The following is a 23,542-nucleotide window of genomic DNA, read 5'->3' as shown; positions in this document are numbered from 1 at the left end:
CCTCAGCAGATGTTTAAGATTTGTTGCCTCTATTATAACTGAAATGTCTGTTTGCAGGACTAGGGACTAGGGACTAGGAGCTAGAGACTAAAAGATACATCAACTTCTTCTCCATTCCCTAATCTTTCCATCCCCCTAATATCCCCATCTCCCCATAATGTTCCTCACCCAAACTGTTCCCCGTCAAAGAGAAATTATCGAAGTAGTCCTTCGCAATGGTTGGGACTATATGCGAAGGCTGCTAACTGGTGGTAAAGCTGATGAACCCCAGCTACCCACACCTGCGGTTTTAAAGAATATCCTGGTGGATTTAGGGCCAGTGTATGTCAAACTTGGTCAGCTACTTTCTACCCGTCCCGACTTACTCAACGCCGCCTACATTGAGGAACTTTCCACTCTCCAAGACGAAGTACCTCCAGTTCCCTGGACAGAGGTAGAAGTATTCATCCGTAAGCACCTCAAACGCCCCCTAGAAGAAACCTTCAGTGTAGTTAATCCTGTACCAGTAGCGGCGGGATCAATCGCCCAGACTCATCGCGCCACATTGGTAGATGGTCGAGAAGTAGCTTTGAAAGTGCAACGTCCGGGAATTGCTCTCACTGTTGCTCAAGATATTGCTTTAATTCAAGGAATTGCTGATTTAGTTGCGCGCACAGATTTTGGGCAAGCCTACGAAATCAAATCCGTGGCGGCAGAATTTACCAAAGCTTTAGAAGACGAGTTAGATTTTACCCTAGAAGCTGGTTTTACCGACGAGTTGCGACGTAATTTATCCCGTAGTCACTGGTTTGATCCCACACAACTGGTAGTTGCAGAAATTTTTTGGGACATCACCACTGAAAAATTATTAGTCATGGAATGGCTGGATGGAGTCCCGTTGCTGTCAGCGAATTTAGTCAGCATTGAAAACGGTAAAACTGCTCATACACAACGCCAAGAAATCACGACTTTGTTATTTCGAGCTTTTTTCCAGCAACTATACATTGATGGTTTCTTTCACGCTGATCCCCATCCGGGAAATTTATTTTATCTCGCAGATGGTCGCGTCGCACTTTTAGACTGTGGCATGGTGGGTAGGCTTGATCCCCGCACTCAGCAGATATTAACAGAAATGCTCTTAGCAATCATTGATTTAGATGCGGGGCGATGCGCGCAATTAACTTTACAGTTAGCAGATTCTTCTCAGGCGGTGATTTTGTCACGGTTAGAAAATGACTATGATCGAATGTTGCGGAAGTATCATAATGTCAACTTGGGTGAAATGAATTTCAGTCAGGTAATTTATGAAATTTTGCAAGTAGCTCGTAACAATAAAATCCGCTTACCCAGCAATATGGGTTTATATGCTAAAACTCTGGCAAACTTAGAAGGAGTAGCCCGTGCATTCAACCCAGAGGTGAATTTATTTGACGAAATTCAGCCATTAATTACAGACTTGTTTCGGCGGCAATTATTAGGCGATAATCCAGTGCGATCGCTTTTAAGAACTGCCCTAGATATTAAGAGTTTATCATTACAATCTCCCCGGCAAATTGAACTGTTATTAGATCGCGTTACATCCGAAACCTTACAGTGGAATCTCTCCCTCGGTGGTTTAGATGGTATGCGGCGCACTTTAGATGATGCCGCTAACAGATTATCGTTTAGCATCTTGGTAGGTTCTCTAATTATGGGAGCAGCCGTTATTTCCACCAAAGCCCAAACCACTCAACTCTCATTTTTAAGTAGTGTCCTGTTTGCTGCTGCCAGTTTATTAGGTTTGTGGCTAGTTTTTAGTATTTTGCGCTCTGGGCGTTTAAAGTAACCCTTGTGTTTGCCGAAGCAATCATCAATACAGATAAATAATTGATGTGCATCTATCTGTATTTATCTGTAGTTTCAATATAAAATTATGTCAATTATCACCGTTGAAAACCTGAGTAAATTTTACCCAGTTGCTGTTAAAGAACCAGGGATAAAAGGCACACTTACCCACTTTTTTAGGCGCACCTACCGCCCTATTAAAGCAGTACAAGATGTTTCCTTTGAAATAGCACCTGGTGAAGTCGTGGGTTTTTTGGGGCCAAATGGTGCAGGTAAAACCACTACCCTGAAAATGCTGACAGGGTTAATTCATCCTTCGGAAGGTAAAGTCAGAGTAGCGGGATACGAACCATTTCTGCGCCAAGAGGCATTTCTGCAAAAAATTACCTTGGTAATGGGACAGAAACAGCAGTTGCTTTGGGACTTACCAGCACTCGATTCTTTGAAAATTAATGCTGCTGTTTATAACATCTCTAATAAAGAATTTCAAAAGCGAGTTGGGGAATTAACAGAGATGCTGACCTTAGAAGGTAAGCTGACCCAACCGGTGCGGAAATTGTCTTTAGGTGAAAGGATGAAAGCCGAACTGTTAGCCGCACTTTTGCATCATCCTCATGTATTATTTCTGGATGAACCGACACTAGGACTAGATGTAAATGCACAGGTAGCGGTGCGTGATTTTTTGCGCGAGTACAATCAGCGTTATCAAGCCACCGTATTATTAACTAGTCATTACATGGCTGATATTACTGCTTTATGTGAGCGTGTGCTGTTGATTCACCAAGGAAAGCTGATGTATGACGGTAGTCTAGATGGACTGCTGAAAAATTTCGCCCCCTACCGGGAAATTCATATTGAGTTAGCCCAACCGCTACCCAGAGAAAAACTTATGTTTTATGGTGATATCAAACTTTTAGAGGGGCGTGCAGTCAGCTTTATGGTACAGCGAGAAGCGCTAACTCGGACAGTATCTCAGATTTTGAATGATTTAGAAGTAATCGACTTAACAGTGACCGAGCCAGCAATAGAAGAAGTGATTGGCAGGGTTTTTCATGCAGGTGTAGTGTAATTCGTAGTTCGTAATGCTCCCTTTGGGAGAGCTACGCTAACGTAATTCGTAATGCCTCTTGCTCCCTTTGGGAGAGCTACGCTAACAGAGGAGCTTCGCTAACGTAATTCGTGATTTCTGTGAAAAAAATTATTAAGAAAATCTTGACATTTCTCTCTGTTTACTACGCCTATATGCTTGAGTATCGGGCAGAATTGATTTTATGGGTTTTGGCTGGGGCTTTACCAATTATCCTGATGGGTGTATGGATACAGGCGGCGCAAGGTGGACAGTTTGGTTTAACACCTGTAGATTTTGCCCGTTACTTTATTACGGTTTTCTTTGTTAGGCAACTTACAGTTGTCTGGGTAATTTGGGATTTTGAAAAAGAAGTAGTGGAGGGTAAGCTGTCATTCCGGTTATTACAACCGATAGACCCAGTATGGCATCACGTAGCGGGTCATCTTTCTGAAAGAGTTGCTCGCATACCGTTTATATTGCTATTAGTTTTCTTGTTTTTCATCCTCTATCCCCAAGCTGTTTGGTTGCCGAATTTGGGGCAGTTTTTGCTGTTTGGTTTAGCGGTGACGTTAGCTTTTGTCTTACGGTTTATAATTCAGTACACCTTTGGTCTGTTCGCCTTTTGGACAGAACGTGCTAGCGCTTTGGAAACTTTTTGGCTGTTATTTTATTTATTTTTGTCGGGGTTAATTGCGCCTTTAGATGTGTTTCCTGAAACTGTGCGAACAATAGTCATGTTTACGCCTTTTCCTTATTTAATTAATTTCCCAGTTAGTCTTTTGGTGGGGCTACCTGTGGATGTAGCAAGGGGATTTTTATCACTTGTGGGTTGGATATTGTTATTTTGGGGTGCAAATCGTCTGCTGTGGCGTGCGGGATTAAAACGATATTCAGGTATGGGTGCTTGAAAATTGCAAACGTCGCAAGGCTTAGATCCCCGACTTCTTCAAGAAGTCGGGGATCTTTTTATTCGTAATTCACTTAAAGTTAGAATTGGTCTAAAATATTGTTATCAATGGGTTAAATTTTGGCAGGTTGAAAAAATTAAATGACAGCACCTCAACCAAAAGTTTCGACAAACTCCCAACTTTACGACCAAGATTTTTATCTATGGCTAGAGACGACGGCTGAACAATTAAAAGCAGGTAAATTTGCTGAAGTTGATTTAGCCAATCTCATTGAAGAAATTGAATGTATGGGGAGAAGTGAAAAAAGAGCATTAGAAAGTAATTTAGTTGTTTTATTAATGCACTTGCTGAAATATAAATATCAACCAGAGAAACGCACAAATAATTGGCTTTCAACTATATTTGAGCATCGGCGGATATTAACTAAAAACTTGCAAGATAGTCCTAGTTTAAAAAACTACTTTTCCGAAACCTTTGCAGAATGTTATCAAGATGCACGTCAACAAGCAGCCATAGAAACTGGATTATCACTTGATACCTTTCCTGTAGAATCTCCCTTCACCACCGATGAATCTTTGGATAAGGACTTTTTACCCGAATAAATCCCTACTCTTACTCTGGTGTGCCTTTTTTGCATAGTAGGGTGGGTTAGGCGCACGATATTACATGATAAAAATGAATAGGATATTACGCCGTAACCCACCATTTACACTTTTGCAACGGTGAGTTAAATAATCAATTCAATTTTTATAAGGGTTTTGGTGGGTTACGCTGTCGCTAACTACATCTGTAAGTAAAAGGTGTTGTTGATTTCAACTATAATAATATGCAAGTTTAAGGCTTACATAGCGATTTAAGCTGACATTTTCCTCTGCTGCTTCTATGGCTAGTCTACGATGAAGTTCTGGAGGAATACGAACTTGAAATTTACCACTGTAGTTTTTTTCTGCAATAGGTTCTGGTATCCTCTCATTATTTGCTTCCATATCAGCTACTACATCTTTGACCAAGTTTGTAATACCTTCGAGTGCAGTAGAACGATTTTCATGGAGATAAGATAAACTTGGAAATTCAGCACACAGTCCTACAAATTCTTGATCCTCCCTTGACCAAGTAACTCTATAGGTGTAGTGGTCGTAGTTAACCATCTTTCATTTCCTCAATTTTTTCAATCGCTTCTAAAACCTGCTTTACTTGATAAACTTTTGCTTTTCCATTCTTTTCTTGAATGTTGACACGCGGATCTCCAGCCCAGGGTGTTTTATAGACAGAATGGCTTGTTCCTTGCTGTCTGGGTTCTCCAAAGTAATGATTGCAAACCTTTACTAAATCGGTAAAGTTGACATTTTTAGGATTGTTCTTGAACTGAGCAAGGAGTTTTTCTATTTGTGCCATAGGTTTATACCAAGTTGTTATTAAAGGAGTAGAAAGTTTCTACAAAATGACATATTAAAAAGCAACTTGGTATGAGCTTTAAATCAATAATAGTATCAATAACAATACTATGTCAATGGTTATGCTTTTTCTTGGTCGATAACTGGTGCGCCTTTTTTGCATAGTAGGTTGGGTTAAGCGCAGCGCAACCCAACACTGCCAATAATGAATGATGTTGGGTTTCCTTACGTCAACCCAACCTACAATTTTTTGTAATATTTTAAGCTTGTCACGCCACTACTGTGATTTTTAGGGAAGGGAAAAAATTTGAGAAGAACACAAAAAATGGACACTGATAAATCTGTGTTTATCTGTGTCCATCTGTGGTTGATTAAATTAACCAAAAATTATTCCCATTCTATGGTTCCAGGTGGCTTGGAAGTAATATCGTAAACCACACGGTTAACACCTTTCACCTCGTTGACGATGCGGTTAGAAATGTCTTCTAATATATCGTAAGGTATGCGCGCCCAGTCAGCAGTCATACCATCTTCACTGGTGACAACTCGGAGGACAATGGGGTAAGCATAGGTACGTTTATCACCCATTACGCCGACACTGCGAATCGGTAATAATACGGCGAAGGCTTGCCAAACATCGTGATATAAACCACGTTTGTTAATTTCTTGGCGAACAATTAAATCAGCATCACGCAAAATGTTCAACCGTTCTGGGGTGACTTCGCCTAAAATACGAATTGCTAAACCAGGGCCGGGGAAGGGTTGGCGTTGAACAATTTCTTCTGGTAAACCAATGGAACGCCCCACTTTCCGAACTTCATCTTTAAAGAGTTTCCGCAATGGTTCTACAAGTTTAAACCGCAAGTCTTTCGGTAAACCACCAACGTTATGATGACTCTTAATTTTTACTGCTACCCGTTCGCCGGTTTGGGGATCAACGTTGGTATCAGCAGACTCGATGACATCAGGATACAGAGTACCTTGGGCTAAATAGTCAAAGTGTCCCAGGCGTTTGGATGTTTCTTCAAAGACCTGGATAAATTCATGTCCGATGCGGCGGCGTTTTTCTTCGGGGTCTGTGATACCCTCTATCATAGATAAGAAGCGATCGCGCGCCATGACATATTCTACAGGAATATGAAACTGTTCTTTAAATAGTTTCAATAATCTTTCTGGCTCTAATTTCCGCATAAAGCCTTGGTCAATAAACACACAGGTTAATTGCTCCCCAATGGCTTTGTACAACAAAAACGCCAGTGTGGAAGAATCAACTCCCCCAGATAAGGCTAAAAGTACCCGCTTATCACCAACTCTGGCGCGAATTTCCCGAATTGCTTCTTCGACAAACGCCTCTGTTGTCCAGGTGGGTTCACAATCGCAGATATGATAAACAAAGTTGCGAATTAATGGTAAACCACCGAGAGAATGTACTACTTCGGGATGGAACTGGACACCATATAGTTTCTTTTCGTGGTCAGCGATCGCTGCACAGGGTGTATTATCTGTATGGGCTAACAATTCAAACCCTGTTGGCATTTTGGTGACTGAATCTCCGTGACTCATCCACATGGTAGTCCCTTCTTCGACGTTAGTTAATAAGTCGGTGGGGTCATCTATATATAATGATGCTTTGCCATACTCGCCGCGATCAGCTTTTGCTACTTCCCCATCAAGTTGCTTCACCATCAACTGCATTCCATAGCACACACCCAGGATGGGAATGCCTAAATTCCAGATTTCTGGATCACAATGGGGAGCGTGATCATCATAAACTGAACTGGGGCCACCGGAGAGAATAATGCCCTTGGGATTTAGTTTTCGTAAATGTTCCGGTGTAGTGCGATAAGAGAGAACTTCAGAGTATACTTGAGTTTCTCTGATCCGACGGGCAATTAGTTCGGAATATTGCGAGCCGAAGTCTAGAATTACAATGATTTGACGATCTAGCCGCCCCAAATTTTCCATTTGAGGCGCTTGTTCGGTTTGTAGAGTCACCGCTGTATTCATGATGGGGGGAGTTGTAGATGTAAGGTAGATGTTCGTTCTTTGGTCTAAACTAGATCCCACTTATGGCCTGGTTTAGCTGGTAAATGGTTGGTTGAGTGGATAGCCCACAAACGCGAGGTTGAACGCGCTTGCTAGCCTATGCTTATGGCATGGTGTTAAAAAGAATGATTTAACTGAGAAGGACTACGGAAAAAAATATGTATTTGGATTATTTATGATTATTCATAATAAATTAACACAATTTTTCCATTAAGATACAACCGATTTTGCTCTTGATGATAATTTGGCGATCGCGATCAAAGAGCATCGAGCCGCAAACTGTGGTATCTTTACCTCTACTGCTATGGCTTTGAATGTATTCTAGAGAACGCGTATCAATAGCTTGAGCGATCGCACTATAAATTTGATTCACCCAATCGCTACCTGTGTCAGCATCTAAGGATTTTAAGTATTTTAATGCCGCTTCAGCTGTAAGACTATGAAATATAGTGTGTATGTCTTCTGATTTTAAACCGACTAGAGCGCAATGGGCGGCTAAAATTTCCCGACGACCATCAGCCAAGTGATGATGGGTGTGAAAAATTCCCCCGGCTAATTTCATCAGCTTCCCGTGATAGCCAAATAATAAGATTTCTTTAACACCCAAAACATCAGCCTCTACTAACAGGGGTCCCAGCCAGTTAGCAGTTTTTACCAGTTTTTCGGGATTAATACCGAGTTTACGCGCCAAATCTAAACCATTTTCGCCAATACAAAAAACCAAAGTTTGAAATCGGCTGGCTTTGTCTTGTAATTCAGTGCGAAAAGAAGCTAATTGATCTGGTGTACTTAAAGGTTGAGAAATCCCAGTTGTCCCCAACAGCGAAAGTCCTTCTACTACACCAAAGGCAGAATTAGAAGTACGAACAGCAAGCGATCGCCCTTCAGGTAGAATAATACTCACCGTGATTTTCTCTTCAGGTGCTAACATCCGGCTGAGGTTTTCTTGTAGCAGCCTTTGAGCATAAGCATAAATCGCCGGCTGATGATCAGCATTTAGCTGTATCCCAACGCCTTCACCACCTTGAATAATTACCTTTTCGCCATCTCCGGTTCTCCATTCCACCAACGCCCAAATAGGTGTATTTCTAGTTAAATCGAGATTATCACCCGGTTCACTGCGAGTAATAGCCAAAGCCATATTTTCAGATAGTCCTGCTACCTGTTCAATGGATATTTCTGCCAATTGCGCTGGTGAAATCAAATCCACCGACACCGAGGTGAGAGGTTGACAATGGCGTAACCAGTGTAACGCCGCAATAGCCGAAGCACAGGCAAAAACCGGGAGAGTGTATCCAGAACGAGACATTTGTGGGGACTAATGACTAATAACTAATGACCAATGACTTCTGAGAGTAAATCTTCCATAGCTTCCCCAGAAATTCCTTGTTGGATATAACGGGGTGTTTCAGGATTGTAAGGGCTTTGGATGCGATCAACACTGAGAATTATGGCTTCATCTGGGATAACTGGCACATCGGGATCGAATGCAGTTGAACGCATCAAAGAACTAGAAAAACCTTTAAAAATGGCAATTTTATCTTGCTCACCGTCAATTTCCACTGTTACCAATAAGACTTCTTGGGGGCGTTTATTGGTATATTCTTCCAGCCGCTTACCTATAGAATTATCCATACTTTCTTCACTCAAACTTTCCCCACTCAGCACCCAGCACTAGTGTTGTGTAGCTGAACGTCCCTGTTTACCGAGCTTAACAAGGACAAAGTAGATCAAGGAAACTACATAAACTACTAAACCCACGATGCCCAGAAAGCCTAAAAAAGCAGGTGTGCTATTAGCATGGAAATATTGTTTGAAGAGTAAGGGCGCTTCCAGCCAAACTTGACAATAGGAACTTTTGATCGCAGTGGTGGAGACAGCACACCCCACAAATGGAATAAGAGCGATCGCACCTAAAATAGAATAAACACTGACACCCCATCGCCAAGATGTAAAAATCAGCTTCAAAGGGGTATTTGCCTGATAATCAATTTCATCATTGAGGTCAACCCAAAACCACAGCGAAATGGGAATCAAAATTCGCGCCATCCAACCGGAGATAAAGCTAACTGGATACTGAGCAATCATTAAATAAATCGTGATGGCTAGCAAACTGGAGACTCGCCAGTAAATGGTTAACAGGCGTTGCATTCCTTCGGCTTTTTGGACAAATGCCCAAATTATCAGAATTAGAGGAATAAATACTAAAAATAACAATGCCAGTCGATAGTCAATCCAGACAAACTGGCGAAACCAAACTTCATTCATAACTTTTTTTTAGATTATCAATAATAAATTTAAATCAATTATTCTGCTATTTGCTAAGATTATAGTTAAAAAAAACAAGCAACTGACAGAAGTTCAACTTAAATATCTGACATAATCCTACAGCGCCATCGGGAGAGTTACGGAACTCGCCCCGAAGAAATGAACCAATAAGTCCAAAAAAACCCAATTTTCTAATTGCTAGGAGTTCGTGTTCAGGATCATAGATCCTCAATAGAAACCTCCTAGACTCACCCAAACCTATAATTTTTTATAGGGATGGATTTAGATTTGATATCGGGTTAACGCCAAGGTGCAAGACATCAGTAAGTAGATTCTCGTTGCTTGCTCGTGCGGTAAAAACAAATTTACCGACTCACTTTCTAGTCTTCGTAAACCCGGCACTCAGCAGCTTCTGGGTTATCATCACAGTATTGTTCTAGTGAATTTTTTGGCTTCTTGCTGCGTTGGTGGGCAGCTTCAGCTTGCAGTTCTTCCACTGCATCCCAAGCGGCTGCACACTCTGCCGAGGTGCTACCTGAAGTGTCACAAACAGTCCGGGCTTGTTCTACTTCTGTTTCGATTGTTTCTTGGATTTTTTCTTGGATGTCGCTCATAGTTTAGTCTCTTTGTGTAATTTTCGTACCAGTATAGAAAAACTTCAAGAATGGCATCTTTTTCTTCTATAGTTAACCATTCTAACTACTTAGCCGTTACGTTAAGTATTTTAGCTTATTGATCCATGCTCAAGACAACCGTTCGGAATCTTTGAAGCATTATTTGTAGTATCCGTACTATGAAAGTATAATCATACAATATATTTTAGTATATGTAGTTGGGGCAAAAGTAAAATACTACTAGACTAACAAAAAAAAATTAGCCCAAAATTCATGGCAGACCAAATGCAGTGGGCAAATGCCCTATCAACCCGTCCTTCTTTAGAAGCAGCTGTTACAGATGTAGTACAACAGGCTGTCTCGTCGTTAACAGTACCTGCTGATTTAGGGCTGGTATTCATTTCGTCTGCTTTTGCGAGTGAGTACTCCCGGCTTTTACCCTTGTTGGCTGAAAAACTTTCAGTACCTGTATTGATCGGCTGTAGTGGTCTTGGCGTAATTGGTACTACAGCTACAGGAGAACCGCAAGAATTAGAGGCAGAACCTGCTATCAGCCTCACTTTGGGTCATTTGCCAGGTGTGAATATGCAAGTTTTTCATGTCCTAGCAGAAGAATTACCAGACTTGGATAGTTCACCAGATGCTTGGATAGATGTGATTGGTGTGGAACCATCTCCTGCGCCCCAGTTCATTTTGCTGTCTAGTGCCTTTTCTTCCAGAATCAATGATTTATTACAGGGGCTAGATTTTGCCTACCCTGGTTCGGTAATCATTGGGGGACAGGCTAGTTCTGGGGGTGCAAGTAGTCAGATATCTCTGTTTTGTCATAATGCTTCCGGCGAACTACACCAGCACCTGTATCGTGAGGGAACGGTGGGTTTGGCATTAAGCGGCAATATTGTTTTAGAAACTATTGTGGCGCAAGGGTGTAGACCCATCGGACAGCCGATGCAAGTCACAAAAGCTGAACGTAATATCATTTTGGAACTTGATGAAAAAGTGCCTCTAGTGGTGTTGCGAGATTTGATTGGTAGCCTGAGTGAACAAGAGCGGATGCTGGCACAACATTCTCTGTTTGTGGGGATAGTGATGGATCAGTTTAAGCTTTCTTTACAGCAGGGAGATTTTTTGATTCGCAGCATCTTGGGGGTAGATCCATCTGTGGGAGCGATCGCCATTGGAGATATTGCCCGTCCTGGACAACGCCTACAATTCCAACTACGGGATGCCCAAGCCTCAGCAGAAGACTTGGAATTACTTCTAGAACGTTATCAACATCAACAAGCTTACCAACCCTCTGCAACTGCGGCTTTCATGTTTTCCTGTGTGGGTCGTGGTCAAGGTCTTTACGGCAAGCCCAATTTTGATTCGGAGTTATTTCGGCGTTACATTCACGATATCCCCATAGGTGGTTTTTTCTGCAATGGCGAAATCGGCCCTGTGGGTGGTAGCACCTTTGTACATGGCTACACCTCGGTTTTTGGCATTTGTCGGCAACTGAGTGCTGATTTCTGAGTGGGGAAAGTGCTGAGTGCTGAGTAAAGAAAGTTATGAGTAAGTTTCTTCCCCCCTGCTCCCCTACCCTTCGGGATGCTACGCAAACGACTGCGCTCAGGGCAAGCCTGCACTCTGCCCCCTTGCCCCCTGCCCCCTGCTCCCCTGCCTCTTCCCCCTACGCCCTAGTTAACAGGAGAGTGCTGTTGTTATCAATGAGGGTGGGAATACCACTGGCGATCGCACCATAGGTCTGAAAATGGCGACGCACGGCTGAGGGAATTTGGGGATAGTCTAATAAAGCATCCCCATCGGCAATGCTTGCCCAAAAGTCCCGCAGACTAGGAGCTAATGCTTCTGCTTCCGCCAATGATAGGTTTAAGGGGTACTGTGTTAATAATTTGACCATGAAGGCAAAAGAGCGATCGCCCATCCACTGACGTGAGAAATGTTGCAGTTTGGGGAAATCAGCTACTTTTTCAACGCGATGTGATCTCATTTGTAACCACTCTCTACCGTAATCATCCTGTTGAAACTCAAACACACGATACGGGTGAGGATAACTAACTAACGAACCAGTGGTGATGTCATAAACGCCTTGCGAGTAAGCCACATCCTGAATGTGTAAATGTCCTGTAAATACCAGCTTGACTCCATAATGCTGGAGGATTTGCAAAAGTTGCCGAGAATTTTCTAACATATAGCGCTTACCTAGGGGATGGCGCGATTGTTCGGGCAAATGCTCAACAACATTGTGATGTATCATCACCAGGACTAATTCATCCTCTGCTGCTGCTAATACCTCTTCTAACCATCTGAGTTGTTCAGTATCCAAACGCCCTATTTGCTCACCCTGCTCATTAAAAAAGTTAGAATTCAAACCAATTAGCCGAACACCAGGCAGCAATTGATGTGTATAGTAAAGTTGCTGAGGGTTTTCGTAACCAAACTTGCGATAATAATGGGGAAAATCTGCAAAACCTATTGATTGCTCATTTGCCATGACCACCGGAACATCATGATTACCAGGAACAACATAGGTAGGAAAAGGTAACTTGGCTAATCTTTCTTGTAACCAGATATGATTTTCGGGTTCGCTGTGCTGAGTTAGGTCTCCTGGAAGCAAAAGGAAATCTAAATTAAGTTGTGTTAAATGTTCTATTGCACTTTCAAAAGCTGGGATACTCACCTCCACCAGATGAAATCGGCTAGGATGATCCCAGATAGTATGAGGAAGAGCAATATGTAGGTCGCTGACTACGGCAAAGCGAAAGTTTGGAGTCATTGATTTCTATGATAATACTAAAAAGTTGCTAAAATACCCTTTTTTACAAAGTATAACGCTTGCTTGTAAATCTTGTGTAATAACACTTTTAAGTCCGATTTTTCTCTAATTATTACAAAATTTATAAATTTACTTTGTCGGGTTATTTCTACAAACCGTCACCTTAATCACATACAAAGTAAAATTCGACCTCACTAAAATCACGGTTACTTAACCGAGCATCTTCGATAAAAAAGTAGAAAGAATCATCACTATTAAAAGGATGAGAAAATTCCAATAGCAACTTTCCTTTGGCGTATTCTGCAATCTCATTCACATCAGAATGGAAATCTACATATTCCCCTAGCTTGTCTCCTCTGATATGCGTATCATGTTCATAGTCATAATCTGAGATCCATTGATTAAATTCTTCACTGAGTTCTGTAAGTTCTTCAGGAATTTCAAGCTCGTATCCATAGCGAGACTCCCAAAATAAATCGTGTCTGACTGAAAAACTTAAAGGGTAAACATCGCCATAAAACTCTCGAATTGTGCCGAGATTTTCTATGAAGCTAAAATCAGTCATTAAGTCATTTTCATCTTCAGAAATTTCTGGAAAATAAAGCACCTGATATTTCTCAGGAGTGCATTGAGCATCAGCAGGTTCAAATCCCAAATAGAACTGCAAAATCCCCTGTTGCGGAAAATCAAATCCGTCAATTTGTGGCACATCAGCACAGTTAATTTGAATCAGAAGCGGCATAGCTTGACCTGTAATGCGATCAATGGGATATTCAATACCTTTAGGAAAATAAGGATTACCACCGATTTTGCTTTGCCAAAGAGTTAAAGGATCTCCGGTAGCGTCGGGATATGAAAGAGTATTCATCTCCCCAACTTTTTCGCCTGGGGTTATTTTGATATAAGGTTTTAAGTTTTCCTCAAGTAACTTTTTTAATGGGCTAAACTTACGAGGTAAATCACGCAGAAATTGCGGAATTTCTATCAAAGTTGTTTGCACATAACCTTTTTTGAACTTTTCATTGATTTTTTTATTAGCCTCGGCTTGGGCTTTTTCTGGTGTGTCGTAGGTCGTATGAGAAGTTTGTCCTTGAGTCCCAATTCGACCATAACGAATGGTGACTTCGGTGTTATTAACTCTCATCTCATAAAACTTGTGAGATTGACCATCTGATAATTCGAGATAAATAACTTCCATTTGTTCTCGCTTAATTTTTCAGTGTTATTTCGGTTTTATAGCAACCTTGATACTTTAAATTTAAACAATGCTCACCAATAAAGCAAAGATATCAACAATAATCTATGCTAGTAAACGAAACGGGGAGTTAAAACCCAGAAAATACAGGAAACAGCAAAATGGAAGATAAAAAAGCGTATCAAGAAAGCATGGAAGCTCGATTCAGTGAACTGGGTGCAAAAATTGATCAACTTCAAGCCAAAGCAGATCAAGCACGGGGTGAAGTGGAAGCTGATATTAACCAAAAAATTGTTATCCTCAAGAGTAAGCAAGATGAAGTGAATCAGCAGCTTCAGAGTCTCAAAGCTTCGGGAGATGAGGCCTGGGCAACTTTGCAAGTGGGATTCCAACGTGCTTGGGATGAATTAAGTCGTGCATTTGAAGAAGCAGCCGCAAAATTTCAAGAAAACAAGCCATCAGATAGTCCTAAATAAATTAGGAACCCAAAGATAGATCCCCGACTTCTTCAAGAAGTCGGGGATCTGAGCCAATGTTTGTCTTACGAGAAAGTAATATCATTAGATTGCGTTTATCAGCATTCGTTTTATTCACAAAGGGAGAAGTATCAATTTTGGCAGTAGTCCGAGTCCGCCAACACGTAAACCCACTGGCTAAAAAGTATCAAACGCCAGCAAACGCCCTAGAATGGGAAAAAGTTTATTCACAGCCAAACCAACCACTACATCTAGATATTGGCTGTGCTAAAGGCAGGTTTTTATTGCAAATGGCGCAGATAGAAACAGACTGGAATTTTCTGGGTTTGGAAATTCGGGAACCGTTGGTAGTGGAGGCGAATCAGTTACGCTGTGAGTTGGGTTTAACCAATCTGCATTATTTGTTTTGCAATGTGAATAACTCGTTGAAGTCGCTGTTATCTTCTTTACCTACAGGCACTTTACAGCGTGTCAGCATTCAATTTCCCGATCCTTGGTTTAAAAACCGCCATGCTAAACGCCGGGTAGTACAACCGGAATTGGTGGCAGAATTAGCTCATTATCTGGCGGTTGGGGGCGTTGTGTTTCTGCAATCAGATATTGAGTTTGTCGCCGTGGAAATGCGCGATCGCTTTGCCGAAAATCCTGCTTTTGAGCGACTTGGTACAGAAGAGTGGTTAACCCAAAACCCTTTACCAGTAGCGACAGAACGGGAAATAGGGACTCAAAACAAAGGTGAACCAGTATATCGGGCTATGTTTGTCAAAAAACCTACAGCAGCCTAATTTATTGAAGTCATAAACCTTTATTTGCTAAAATTTCCTAGGCGATAATTTTAAAACAGGGCAACTCTTCATCACTATGCCAACATCTGCAATTGACGCTAAAGACGTAGCAGCTATCGAAGCCGCAACAGCAGGCGTTGCTGTATGCGATCGCTCGCATTGGGGACGCATACGTGTTTCTGAGGACGACCGACTGAGATTTTTACACAATCAAAGCACTAACGATTTCCAAAGTCTCCAGCCAGGACAGGGCTGTGATACTGTGATGGTGTCATCCACCGCCCGCACCATTGATCTAGTCAGTGCTTATATTCTAGAAGATGCAGTGCTGTTGCTGACTTCACCTAGCCGTCGTCAATCTCTCTTCCAATGGCTAGATCGCTACATCTTTTATGCTGATAAAGTGCAACTTAAAGATGTCACAGATGAAACATCAACCTTTAGCCTCATTGGTGCAAAAAGTGATGCCATTGTAGAAAAGCTGGGTGCTGGCGCAATCATCGGTCAACCCTATGGTAATCATCTCCAAATTGACGAGGTAATAGTGGCGGTGGGTAGCGGCTTGGCTGAACCTGGATATACGCTGATTTTGCCAACTTCCGAAAAAGCGCAACTATGGCAGCAAATTTTAGAATTAGGGGCAGTAGAATTGAGCGATCGCGCCTGGGATATGTTACGTATTTTACAAGGAAGACCAGCCCCAGATGCGGAACTTACAGATGATTATAATCCCTTAGAAGTGGGTTTATGGCAAACGATTTCTTTTAACAAAGGTTGCTATATCGGTCAAGAAACCATCGCCCGATTAAATACATATAAAGGTGTCAAACAGTACCTCTGGGGTATCCGCCTGAATGCACCGGTGGAAGTTGGCAGTGCGATCGCTGTTGGCGATGAAAAAGTTGGTAAACTTACCAGTTATACTGAAACAGCTAACGGTCATTTTGGACTCGGTTACATTCGCAGCAAAGCTGGTGGTGTTGGTTTAAAAGTCCAAATAGGAGAAACTGAAGGTGAAGTTGTAGAAATACCGTTTGTTTCTCATGAATACCCACAATAAACAATTCAAAATTCAAAATTCAAAAGGGGAATATACAATTTCCTCCTTTGTTAACAGGACTTACGGAAAATTATAAAAAAACTAACCACATAAAGCCTTCGGCATAGCTAGAGCCTCCGGCACGCTAACGCGAACGCTTACCGCGTAGCGTCTCCCCTTGGGATAAGGACACAAAGGACACAAAGTTAAGAGGGTTTCAGAGAGTTCTTGCTTAAGTCCTATCTTAATTACGTATTCATCTGTGTCCATCTGTGTTCATCTGCGGTTAAATAAATCTTCTCTTACCCATTCTATTTTCGCCAGCTTTCCCAAAATAAAATTATGAAAACAGTCACCGAATTGCAAGCTCGATTGGAACATTACTACCAGCAAATCAAGACAATTATTCTAGCGCGTCAGAATCCCATTACTGGTTTGCTTCCTGCGAGTACCGCAATAACCGCCCACGGTGATTATACAGATGCTTGGGTACGAGATAACGTTTACAGCATTTTGGGAGTTTGGGGTTTAGCGCTGGCGTATCGTAAGATTGACGAAGATAAGGGACGCACCTATGAACTAGAGCATAGTGTCACCAAGCTGATGCGGGGGCTACTATTTGCAATGTTGCGTCAATCCCATAAAGTGGAGCAATTTAAACATACTCAGTCGCCTTTGGATGGCTTACACGCCAAATACAACACCGCTACCGCCGATATTGTGGTGGGTGATGATGAATGGGGACATTTACAACTTGATGCTACATCTATATTTTTACTGATGCTGGCACAAATGACCGCTTCGGGATTGCAAATTATTTATACAATTGATGAAGTAAATTTTGTGCAGAACTTGGTTTACTATATTGGCCGGGCTTACCGCACACCAGATTACGGCATTTGGGAACGAGGTAATAAGATTAATCATGGTAGTGCGGAGTTAAATGCTAGTTCAGTCGGTATGGCTAAAGCCGCCTTAGAAGCTATCAATGGACTCGATTTGTTTGGTGTGCGTGGTAGTCAAGCCTCAGTAATTCATGTTCTACCAGATGAAATCGCCCGCGCCCGCATTACTTTAGAATCTCTGTTACCGAGAGAATCAGCTTCTAAAGAAATTGATGCTGCATTGTTAAGTATTATTAGTTATCCAGCTTTTGCAATTGAAGATGTGACACTGCGCGATCGCACCTTTAATGATATTGTTACTAAACTCCAAGGAAAATACGGCTGTAAACGCTTCTTACGTGATGGACACCAAACGGTTTTAGAAGATGGAAAACGCTTACATTATGAACCTGGGGAACTGAAGCAATTTGAGCATATTGAATGTGAATGGCCTTTATTTTTCACTTATTTATTTTTAGATGGGCTATTTCGTAGTGACAGCCAGCAAGTTCAAGATTACCAAGAACTTTTGCAGTCATTATTAATTGAACGTGATGGAGTCGGGTTATTACCAGAACTTTATTATGTCCCAGCCGAAAACGTAGAAGCTGAAAGGTTACAACCACAAACTCAAACTCGCGTACCTAATGAAAATGTTCCTTTAGTCTGGGCGCAAAGTTTATATTTTCTCGGTCAGCTATTAAATGAAGGATTGCTAGCTGTTGGGGATATTGACCCTTTAGGAAGACATTTGTCCGGTGGGAGAAAACGCGAGGCTTTAGTACAAATTGCTTTGATAGCTGAGGATGAAGAGTTACAAAAAAAATTAGAAGTTTATGGAATTGAAACTCAAACACCCAAGCAAGTAGAACCGATTCAAGTTAGAGAAGCTGGTGAACTTTCCGCTATTTATACTCAAATTGGACGTAACAATAAATTGGGTTTAACTGGTCGTCCAGTGCGGCGGTTGCGGAGTTTGACTACATCTAGATTTTTTCGGATTCACAATGAAACAATTGTCTTTTTACCTTCGTTTTTGGATTCGCAACAGTTTTATTTAACCCTTGATTACCACTTTCTGCTCGATCAAATCAGAAGTGAACTAGCTTATATTCAAGATTATTGGCTTGATTTGGGTCGTCCTACTCTAACTTTAATGTTGACCCATACCATGTTAGAAATCGGTTCTGAGGCATTATTAGAACTGATGCAAGAACTTAAAGATGGTGTGTGTAACGGTGTCAAGGTAAAATTGGGACGACTGAATCAACTGATGCTGACAGCTAGGATGCAAAGGATTGATTTTCTCCCAGATGCGGACTTCTCCCAATCACCGATGCAAAACGCCGGACTTCGTTGCTATTACCTGGCTTATCATCCTGGGGAAAACTGGCGTTTAGGACATACCCAAGAATTCCAGATGGAATGCGAAACTAACTTGGGATTGTTGCTTTCTTCTTTGCGCTCATCAGAAAATATCTATGAACAAATTGAGTTATTACAAACTTTAATTCGTTTGCAGGGGCTAACGTTTGATACAGGTTTTGGTGGTCCACAGCGTCCCGTCACAGCAGCCGATTTATTGGATGAAGTCTACACCAAAGCCGGGGATTTAGGCATTTGGGCGGTGGTACGTCGGGCGGCTGGATTAAGACAAATGGTTGATATCAGCTTGTCAGATACAGTCACGAGTATTTTGGTACGGGGTAAACAAATTGCTGTAGGTAGAGCTTACAGTCAATCCTCACTGATTTCTGTACCTATGCCCCACCGGGAAATTACTGAGAAAATTAATAATTTTTGTCGTGAAGATATCCGCGATCGCGTCCTCACACAAGAGATTATCATATATCTTGGGGTCTTAATTAGATCAGAACCTGAACTATTTCAGGGGTTGCTAACTCTGAGAGTTGGTTATCTGATCTTATTAATTACCAGTGAATTAGCGCAAGAGTTGGGTGTGACTCAAGATGAAGCCTATGAACGCTTGATGGAACTTTCACCCTTTGAAGTGAAAATGCGCTTACATCAAGTATTAACAGGTTACACAGGTATCAGTAAATTATTACGCCAACAGGAATCACTCCACGTTAAGCAAAAAGAAACTGATATTGCTTGGGTAGTGCTACCAACAAACGAAAAAGAAGAAAACACAGTTCCTCTAGGTGGTTGGCGGAAGTTTCGCCAAGCCGAAGGAGCCTTAAACCGCGTCCCCAAAGACTTCTTCCAGCAGGTTTGGCTATTAATGAAACATTGTAAGGGGATTGTAATTGGCGATAAACTAGAGCGCCGCAATCGTTTAGATAGTGAATTGATTTTATCTGAAATGACCCCAGGCGAAAAGAACTTTGCCCTGAGAATCGAACATTTACTGAATAAAATTGAAGCTCCCGAATACCGCAAAGTCAACATTGAGGCCTTAATGGAATTAGCCACAATTGTCGCCAATAATCCCAGCTTGCAAATTGAAGAATATATAGTACTAGACGTATTAATTGGCCATGCAGTCAGATTAGCATGGTTAGAACAACATCCCGAACGAGGCGATCGCTATGATGAAGATAAAGCCTCAGCCTGGAACTCTTTTTATAACACCTCACCCCAAGATTGTGTGAGTTATATATTGAAAGCCTTTAGATTCCTAACAGAATTTGTCAAAGATATTTAAACGCAAAGCAGCGCAGAGCAGGATTCTTCTTTGCGTACCTCTGCGCTAACCTCCGCGTACCTTTGCGTTAACACTCTTACTCAACAGACACCGCATCCACATCAACAGTTTCAGCACTAGGTTGGTCAGAACCCTGTCCAGCCTTCCAAGCAGCGAGGGCTAACCCAGACAACTCAGAAAATAGGACAGACAACAGTAAAACGTCATCAATTTGACCAAGAATAGGTATAAAATCAGGAGCAATATCTATAGGGCTGAGAATATAAAGCAGTGTTGCTAAAACTACCCACCAACGATACATGGGATTACGAAGCAAATTGCGATACCAATCGTACAGTAATGGAATTGAAAATTTCATGTGTTGATCCTCCAGTTATTATTAATTTTGACAAACTATTTTAGAAATTTCCGGTAGGAATAACCGCCCTAGTTAGCAGAGTCATATTTGACGATTCAGAGAATGCAATGATCAATTCGGTTAAATGTACGAATCAGGCATTTGCGTTCTTCGCATTTGTTCCATTGCTTTTTGCAAGGCAGAATAATCAGTTTTCCGCATTTGTTCAATTGCTTGCTTAATAGCCTCATCGTCTTCATCGACTGATTCAACATCAGCAATTGCATTTGTTTCTTTAATTGATCTTGGCGCAATCTCAACCATCAATTGCTTCCTAGTTATTTCTAAAAAATGTTGTTTTTGATACATCCAAAACGGTTGTTTGACATAATTTTGAAATTCGCGTCTTAGTTCTATGTGGGGAGCGACTATTCTGCCATTTTTCTTGATCCACCAGTCTGGTTTTTTCTCTCCTGTGACAAAAATAATTGGTATAGACTTTCTTTCTGCAAAAGTTAATATTTGTTTCCAAAGAATAAAGTCTCCATACTTCTGTTCATCTCCATTGTTTTGAACATCCCTAAAGCCAGGAGGTTGTAATTTTTCGTACCTATCTTCAGCTTCTTGATACAGGCTCTGCAAAGTTGCCTCATCGTAGGGTTCTCCTACTTTTGAATCAAATATTGAGAGAATATTTTCCAAAATACTATCATTGTCTGCATCAAATGAAGAATGAGCATTGGCAAGCTCATTTATTTTTTCTCGAAAAGTTTTTTCTACCTCACCCACTGCATCAATATAGTTTTTCTGCTCATCAAACAAATCCTCCACTTCAGCAGCTACAATCTTTCCTACTTCCATCAGACTACCTCTGAGACTGTTAAAATTCTGTTGGTCAGATTTCCATTTATCAAGTAATGTTAGAGCTTTTGCAAAAGATGCTACTTCCGAGTCAACGACTTCTTCTCGACGGCTCAAAAACTCATCAGCTACTTGATAAGGCAACCAAATCCTGTCTTTAAGATGTTCCAATATTTTAAAAAAATCCTCTAGAGTAGGACGCGATACCCGATATAAATCTAGGAGAAAATTTGTATCAAAAACAAAAGTGGCAGTTTCCCACAGTTGTGCCAAATCAGCCTCAGATGGGGTAAGTTTCCACGAAAATAAGTTTCTCATTTACAGAAAATTATATTAATATTTAGTAAAAGTTAAACTCTAACACTCAAGTATTAACAACCGAAGATTCACGTAAGGTAATTAAATGAAGTTGCAAGACTAGCCCTAAGTTTATTTAAAACAACACTTCTGATGTAATTCTAATTAAGATATTGCGATATTTTCAAGGCAAAACTCCCTACTACCGACCATGCAACTTGGAGATGTCTGGTACATTCTAGCACTCAGCGAACAGTTAAAACCTAACAAGGTATTACCCAGAAAATTTTTAGGAGAATGGTTAGCGCATATTTCGCGGCCTAGATGGAGAATTTGTAGCTTTGCGCGATCGCTATTCCTCTAGAAGGAGATGATTTTAAACCTTCTTCTCAGCGAGGTGGCAAATGTTACTCTAGCAAAGAACAAGATAGTTCTGTCTATGTACGGTTAGCCGATAACTCCAGCGTTGACTTTGAAGCCTTTGCTATGTATCACTACAGACAATCGAAGACGCTAGTGTTTATCTGTCGTTAAATATCTGTCCAACGATTTTATTTAAGAATATGGTAATTATGCATTAATCTTTAGAATTAAAATGCTTTGGGATTGTTGCTGTAGAAATGGAGGGAGGAAACCTAACCAGTGGATATTTTAGATTTGTTTGAAAAGGGCGGGCCAGCCATGTGGCCTCTGCTTGTCTTGTCTGTTCTGTCTATCAGTGTAATTTTCGAGCGTCTGTGGTTCTGGTTGCGAATCATGACTCAAGAAAAGGAAATAGTGGATCGTGTCCTCAAAGCTGCCCATGATAGTTGGGAAGTAGCGGCTGATATTGCCAAAAATGCCAGCCATCAGCCTGTCGGACGCTTTCTATATGCCCCCTTAAGCTACCCAAAACGTGATCCTGAAACCTTTCGACTAGCACTAGAGTCAACCGCCGAAGATGAATTAGCGGGAATGCGCCGGGGTGAAAAACTTTTAGAAGCCGTCATCGCCCTCTCACCTTTGTTGGGATTGCTGGGTACGGTTTTGGGTTTGATTCAGTCTTTGCGCTCAATTCGCATTGGCGATTTGGGAACTGAGTCTACTGCTGGTGTGACGACTGGTATTGGTGAATCGTTAATCAGTACCGCGACTGGCTTAATCGTGGCAATTATCAGCTTGGTATTTTATCGCTTATTTCAAAGCTTTGTAGTTGACCAAGTGAAGATTTTTCGCAAGGCGGGAAATGAAATGGAATTGTTATATCGTCAGTCTCCGCCTGACTATGACAAAATTTCCTCAATCGTCGTTGGGGAACCTTCACGAGAAAATACTGATTTTCCCCGCAAGCGAGATAAAAAACCGTTTCCTAAACCTCCTGAACCCTTGAATACAACTGATTCCTTAGATCCTGTAGATCCTGAGAAATAGTTAATAATTCCACAATTGAAGCAGGCGTAATGTGAAACGATGAAAGTTAATCTGCAAACTCCAGTTGAAGAAGCACAAATTCAAATACTCCCCTTAATTGATGTCGTTTTTTGTATCCTGACGTTTTTTTTGTTAGCAGCTTTGCAATTTACTCGACAACAGGCAATTAATATTGATTTGCCCAAGGCTAGTACAAGTACAGTTCCTGGTGTCACTTCACAGAGTGCCACTCAAATTGTGACTATTGATGCCGTGGGTAATCTTTACATAGAAAAACAGCCTGTACAACGAGAGCAGTTAGCACAAAGCTTAAGCCAATATCTTCAAGCTAATCCTGGTGGAACTCTGGTGCTAAATGCATCACGAACTGCAACCTATAATGATGTGATTGAAATATTAGACTTGATGCGGCAAGTAGGTGGCGATCGCGTATCCTTGGGAATTATACCAGGCCCATCTCAACTACCCAACGACTCATTTAATCCACCTAATTTTCCCATGAGTCCAGGAGAAGCACCTGCACCACTTCCAGGGATGAATCCACAAGAGAATTTTAACCCTGATCTGATGTCTCCGGTTTTACCCAACGGACTATCGCCCCAAGTGCCAATCGCACCTGAGACAACTCCCGCCCCTTAAAAGTTTGAGGCTATGGAGCAGGGGGAAGTTGGAAATTACTTTGCATTTCTCCTTCTCCCTTGCCCCCTTT

At 41.5% G+C, this 23,542-nt stretch carries 24 protein-coding genes; 12 read left to right on the top strand and 12 right to left on the bottom strand.

The annotated features are described in order from the left end of the window. Positions 1–157: 157 nt before the first annotated feature. The 4 genes from ACM0OW_RS06730 to ACM0OW_RS06715 all read left to right on the top strand — a co-directional run bounded on the left by ACM0OW_RS06730 (position 158) and on the right by ACM0OW_RS06715 (position 4,382). Positions 158–1,804, top strand: a complete 1,647-nt coding sequence (locus ACM0OW_RS06730; protein WP_414549262.1) for an ABC1 kinase family protein — start codon at positions 158–160, stop codon at positions 1,802–1,804. Between the two features lie 87 nt (positions 1,805–1,891). Then, positions 1,892–2,872: an ABC transporter ATP-binding protein gene (locus ACM0OW_RS06725; protein ID WP_414549261.1), complete on the top strand. Its 981-nt coding sequence runs from the start codon at positions 1,892–1,894 to the stop codon at positions 2,870–2,872. Between the two features lie 119 nt (positions 2,873–2,991). After that, on the top strand, positions 2,992–3,780 hold the full coding sequence (locus ACM0OW_RS06720) for an ABC transporter permease (RefSeq protein WP_414549260.1): 789 nt from the start codon (positions 2,992–2,994) through the stop codon (positions 3,778–3,780). Positions 3,781–3,920: 140 nt separating this feature from the next. Further along, complete coding sequence (locus ACM0OW_RS06715) at positions 3,921–4,382, top strand: DUF29 domain-containing protein (protein WP_414549259.1); 462 nt, start codon at positions 3,921–3,923, stop codon at positions 4,380–4,382. Positions 4,383–4,592: 210 nt separating this feature from the next. On the opposite strand, the gene ACM0OW_RS06710 is transcribed toward ACM0OW_RS06715, so the two are convergent. From ACM0OW_RS06710 to ACM0OW_RS06680, 7 genes are all read right to left on the bottom strand, one after another. Beyond that, on the bottom strand, positions 4,593–4,928 hold the full coding sequence (locus ACM0OW_RS06710; protein WP_414549258.1) for a type II toxin-antitoxin system HicB family antitoxin: 336 nt from the start codon (positions 4,926–4,928) through the stop codon (positions 4,593–4,595). Then, a complete protein-coding gene (locus tag ACM0OW_RS06705; protein ID WP_414549257.1) occupies positions 4,921–5,175 on the bottom strand; it encodes a toxin HicA in 255 nt (84 codons plus the stop codon). Before ACM0OW_RS06705 ends, ACM0OW_RS06710 begins: the two co-directional genes overlap by 8 nt. 386 nt (positions 5,176–5,561) lie before the next feature. Next, positions 5,562–7,181 carry a glutamine-hydrolyzing GMP synthase gene (gene guaA / locus ACM0OW_RS06700; protein ID WP_414549256.1) on the bottom strand — a complete coding sequence of 540 codons (1,620 nt, stop codon included), beginning with the start codon at positions 7,179–7,181 and terminating at the stop codon, positions 5,562–5,564. 232 nt (positions 7,182–7,413) lie between these two features. After that, a complete protein-coding gene (cbiD, locus tag ACM0OW_RS06695; protein WP_414549255.1) occupies positions 7,414–8,529 on the bottom strand; it encodes a cobalt-precorrin-5B (C(1))-methyltransferase CbiD in 1,116 nt (371 codons plus the stop codon). Between the two features lie 23 nt (positions 8,530–8,552). Then, positions 8,553–8,855, bottom strand: a complete 303-nt coding sequence (locus ACM0OW_RS06690; RefSeq protein WP_414549254.1) for a hypothetical protein — start codon at positions 8,853–8,855, stop codon at positions 8,553–8,555. A gap of 39 nt (positions 8,856–8,894) precedes the next feature. Further along, positions 8,895–9,488 (bottom strand): DUF3177 family protein, encoded by a 594-nt coding sequence (locus ACM0OW_RS06685; protein WP_414549253.1) that lies wholly within the window; start codon positions 9,486–9,488, stop codon positions 8,895–8,897. A 380-nt stretch (positions 9,489–9,868) separates the two neighbouring features. Further along, positions 9,869–10,102 carry a Calvin cycle protein CP12 gene (locus ACM0OW_RS06680; RefSeq protein WP_414549252.1) on the bottom strand — a complete coding sequence of 78 codons (234 nt, stop codon included), beginning with the start codon at positions 10,100–10,102 and terminating at the stop codon, positions 9,869–9,871. Positions 10,103–10,375: 273 nt separating this feature from the next. Between ACM0OW_RS06680 and ACM0OW_RS06675 the strand changes: the two genes are divergently transcribed. Continuing rightward, positions 10,376–11,617: an FIST N-terminal domain-containing protein gene (locus tag ACM0OW_RS06675; protein ID WP_414549251.1), complete on the top strand. Its 1,242-nt coding sequence runs from the start codon at positions 10,376–10,378 to the stop codon at positions 11,615–11,617. 157 nt (positions 11,618–11,774) lie between these two features. Here the strand turns inward: ACM0OW_RS06675 and ACM0OW_RS06670 are convergent, their stop codons facing one another. Continuing rightward, positions 11,775–12,881, bottom strand: a complete 1,107-nt coding sequence (locus ACM0OW_RS06670) for a metallophosphoesterase family protein (RefSeq protein ID WP_414549250.1) — start codon at positions 12,879–12,881, stop codon at positions 11,775–11,777. Positions 12,882–13,044: 163 nt separating this feature from the next. Then, positions 13,045–14,079, bottom strand: coding sequence for a DUF1963 domain-containing protein (locus ACM0OW_RS06665; protein ID WP_414549249.1), 1,035 nt, complete (start codon positions 14,077–14,079; stop codon positions 13,045–13,047). Positions 14,080–14,237: 158 nt separating this feature from the next. Between ACM0OW_RS06665 and ACM0OW_RS06660 the strand changes: the two genes are divergently transcribed. The 3 genes from ACM0OW_RS06660 (at position 14,238) to ACM0OW_RS06650 (ending at position 16,397) form a co-directional block, all read left to right on the top strand. Beyond that, positions 14,238–14,552, top strand: coding sequence for a hypothetical protein (locus tag ACM0OW_RS06660; protein WP_414549248.1), 315 nt, complete (start codon positions 14,238–14,240; stop codon positions 14,550–14,552). Between the two features lie 137 nt (positions 14,553–14,689). Beyond that, the gene (trmB, locus tag ACM0OW_RS06655) at positions 14,690–15,337 is read left to right on the top strand and encodes a tRNA (guanosine(46)-N7)-methyltransferase TrmB (protein ID WP_414549480.1); all 648 of its coding nucleotides are present in this window, start codon (positions 14,690–14,692) and stop codon (positions 15,335–15,337) included. Positions 15,338–15,413: 76 nt separating this feature from the next. Next, entirely contained in the window at positions 15,414–16,397 is a 984-nt protein-coding gene (locus ACM0OW_RS06650; protein ID WP_414549247.1) for a YgfZ/GcvT domain-containing protein, read from the top strand. An 81-nt stretch (positions 16,398–16,478) separates the two neighbouring features. Here ACM0OW_RS06650 and ACM0OW_RS06645 read toward each other — a convergent pair whose 3' ends face one another. Next, entirely contained in the window at positions 16,479–16,646 is a 168-nt protein-coding gene (locus tag ACM0OW_RS06645; RefSeq protein WP_414549246.1) for a hypothetical protein, read from the bottom strand. Positions 16,647–16,718: 72 nt separating this feature from the next. Here ACM0OW_RS06645 and ACM0OW_RS06640 point away from each other — a divergent pair, with 72 nt between their 5' ends. Beyond that, entirely contained in the window at positions 16,719–19,928 is a 3,210-nt protein-coding gene (locus tag ACM0OW_RS06640) for a glycoside hydrolase family 15 protein (protein WP_414549245.1), read from the top strand. 76 nt (positions 19,929–20,004) lie between these two features. On the opposite strand, the gene ACM0OW_RS06635 is transcribed toward ACM0OW_RS06640, so the two are convergent. Further along, positions 20,005–20,286 (bottom strand): YkvA family protein, encoded by a 282-nt coding sequence (locus ACM0OW_RS06635; RefSeq protein ID WP_414549244.1) that lies wholly within the window; start codon positions 20,284–20,286, stop codon positions 20,005–20,007. A gap of 120 nt (positions 20,287–20,406) precedes the next feature. Beyond that, positions 20,407–21,444 (bottom strand): PIN domain-containing protein, encoded by a 1,038-nt coding sequence (locus ACM0OW_RS06630; protein WP_414549243.1) that lies wholly within the window; start codon positions 21,442–21,444, stop codon positions 20,407–20,409. A 190-nt stretch (positions 21,445–21,634) separates the two neighbouring features. Between ACM0OW_RS06630 and ACM0OW_RS06625 the strand changes: the two genes are divergently transcribed. The 3 genes from ACM0OW_RS06625 (at position 21,635) to ACM0OW_RS06615 (ending at position 23,472) form a co-directional block, all read left to right on the top strand. Then, the gene (locus ACM0OW_RS06625; protein ID WP_414549242.1) at positions 21,635–21,787 is read left to right on the top strand and encodes a hypothetical protein; all 153 of its coding nucleotides are present in this window, start codon (positions 21,635–21,637) and stop codon (positions 21,785–21,787) included. Between the two features lie 278 nt (positions 21,788–22,065). Next, positions 22,066–22,833, top strand: coding sequence for a MotA/TolQ/ExbB proton channel family protein (locus ACM0OW_RS06620; protein ID WP_414549241.1), 768 nt, complete (start codon positions 22,066–22,068; stop codon positions 22,831–22,833). A gap of 39 nt (positions 22,834–22,872) precedes the next feature. Then, positions 22,873–23,472, top strand: coding sequence for a biopolymer transporter ExbD (locus ACM0OW_RS06615; protein WP_414549240.1), 600 nt, complete (start codon positions 22,873–22,875; stop codon positions 23,470–23,472). The last annotated feature ends 70 nt before the right edge of the window (positions 23,473–23,542 follow it).

Source organism: Anabaena sp. CCY 0017 (assembly GCF_963920885.1).
Taxonomy (GTDB): Bacteria; Cyanobacteriota; Cyanobacteriia; order Cyanobacteriales; family Nostocaceae; genus Nodularia.
The sequence above is the reverse complement of the archived record's forward strand: the minus strand, read 5'-3'. Positions and strand labels throughout refer to the sequence as shown.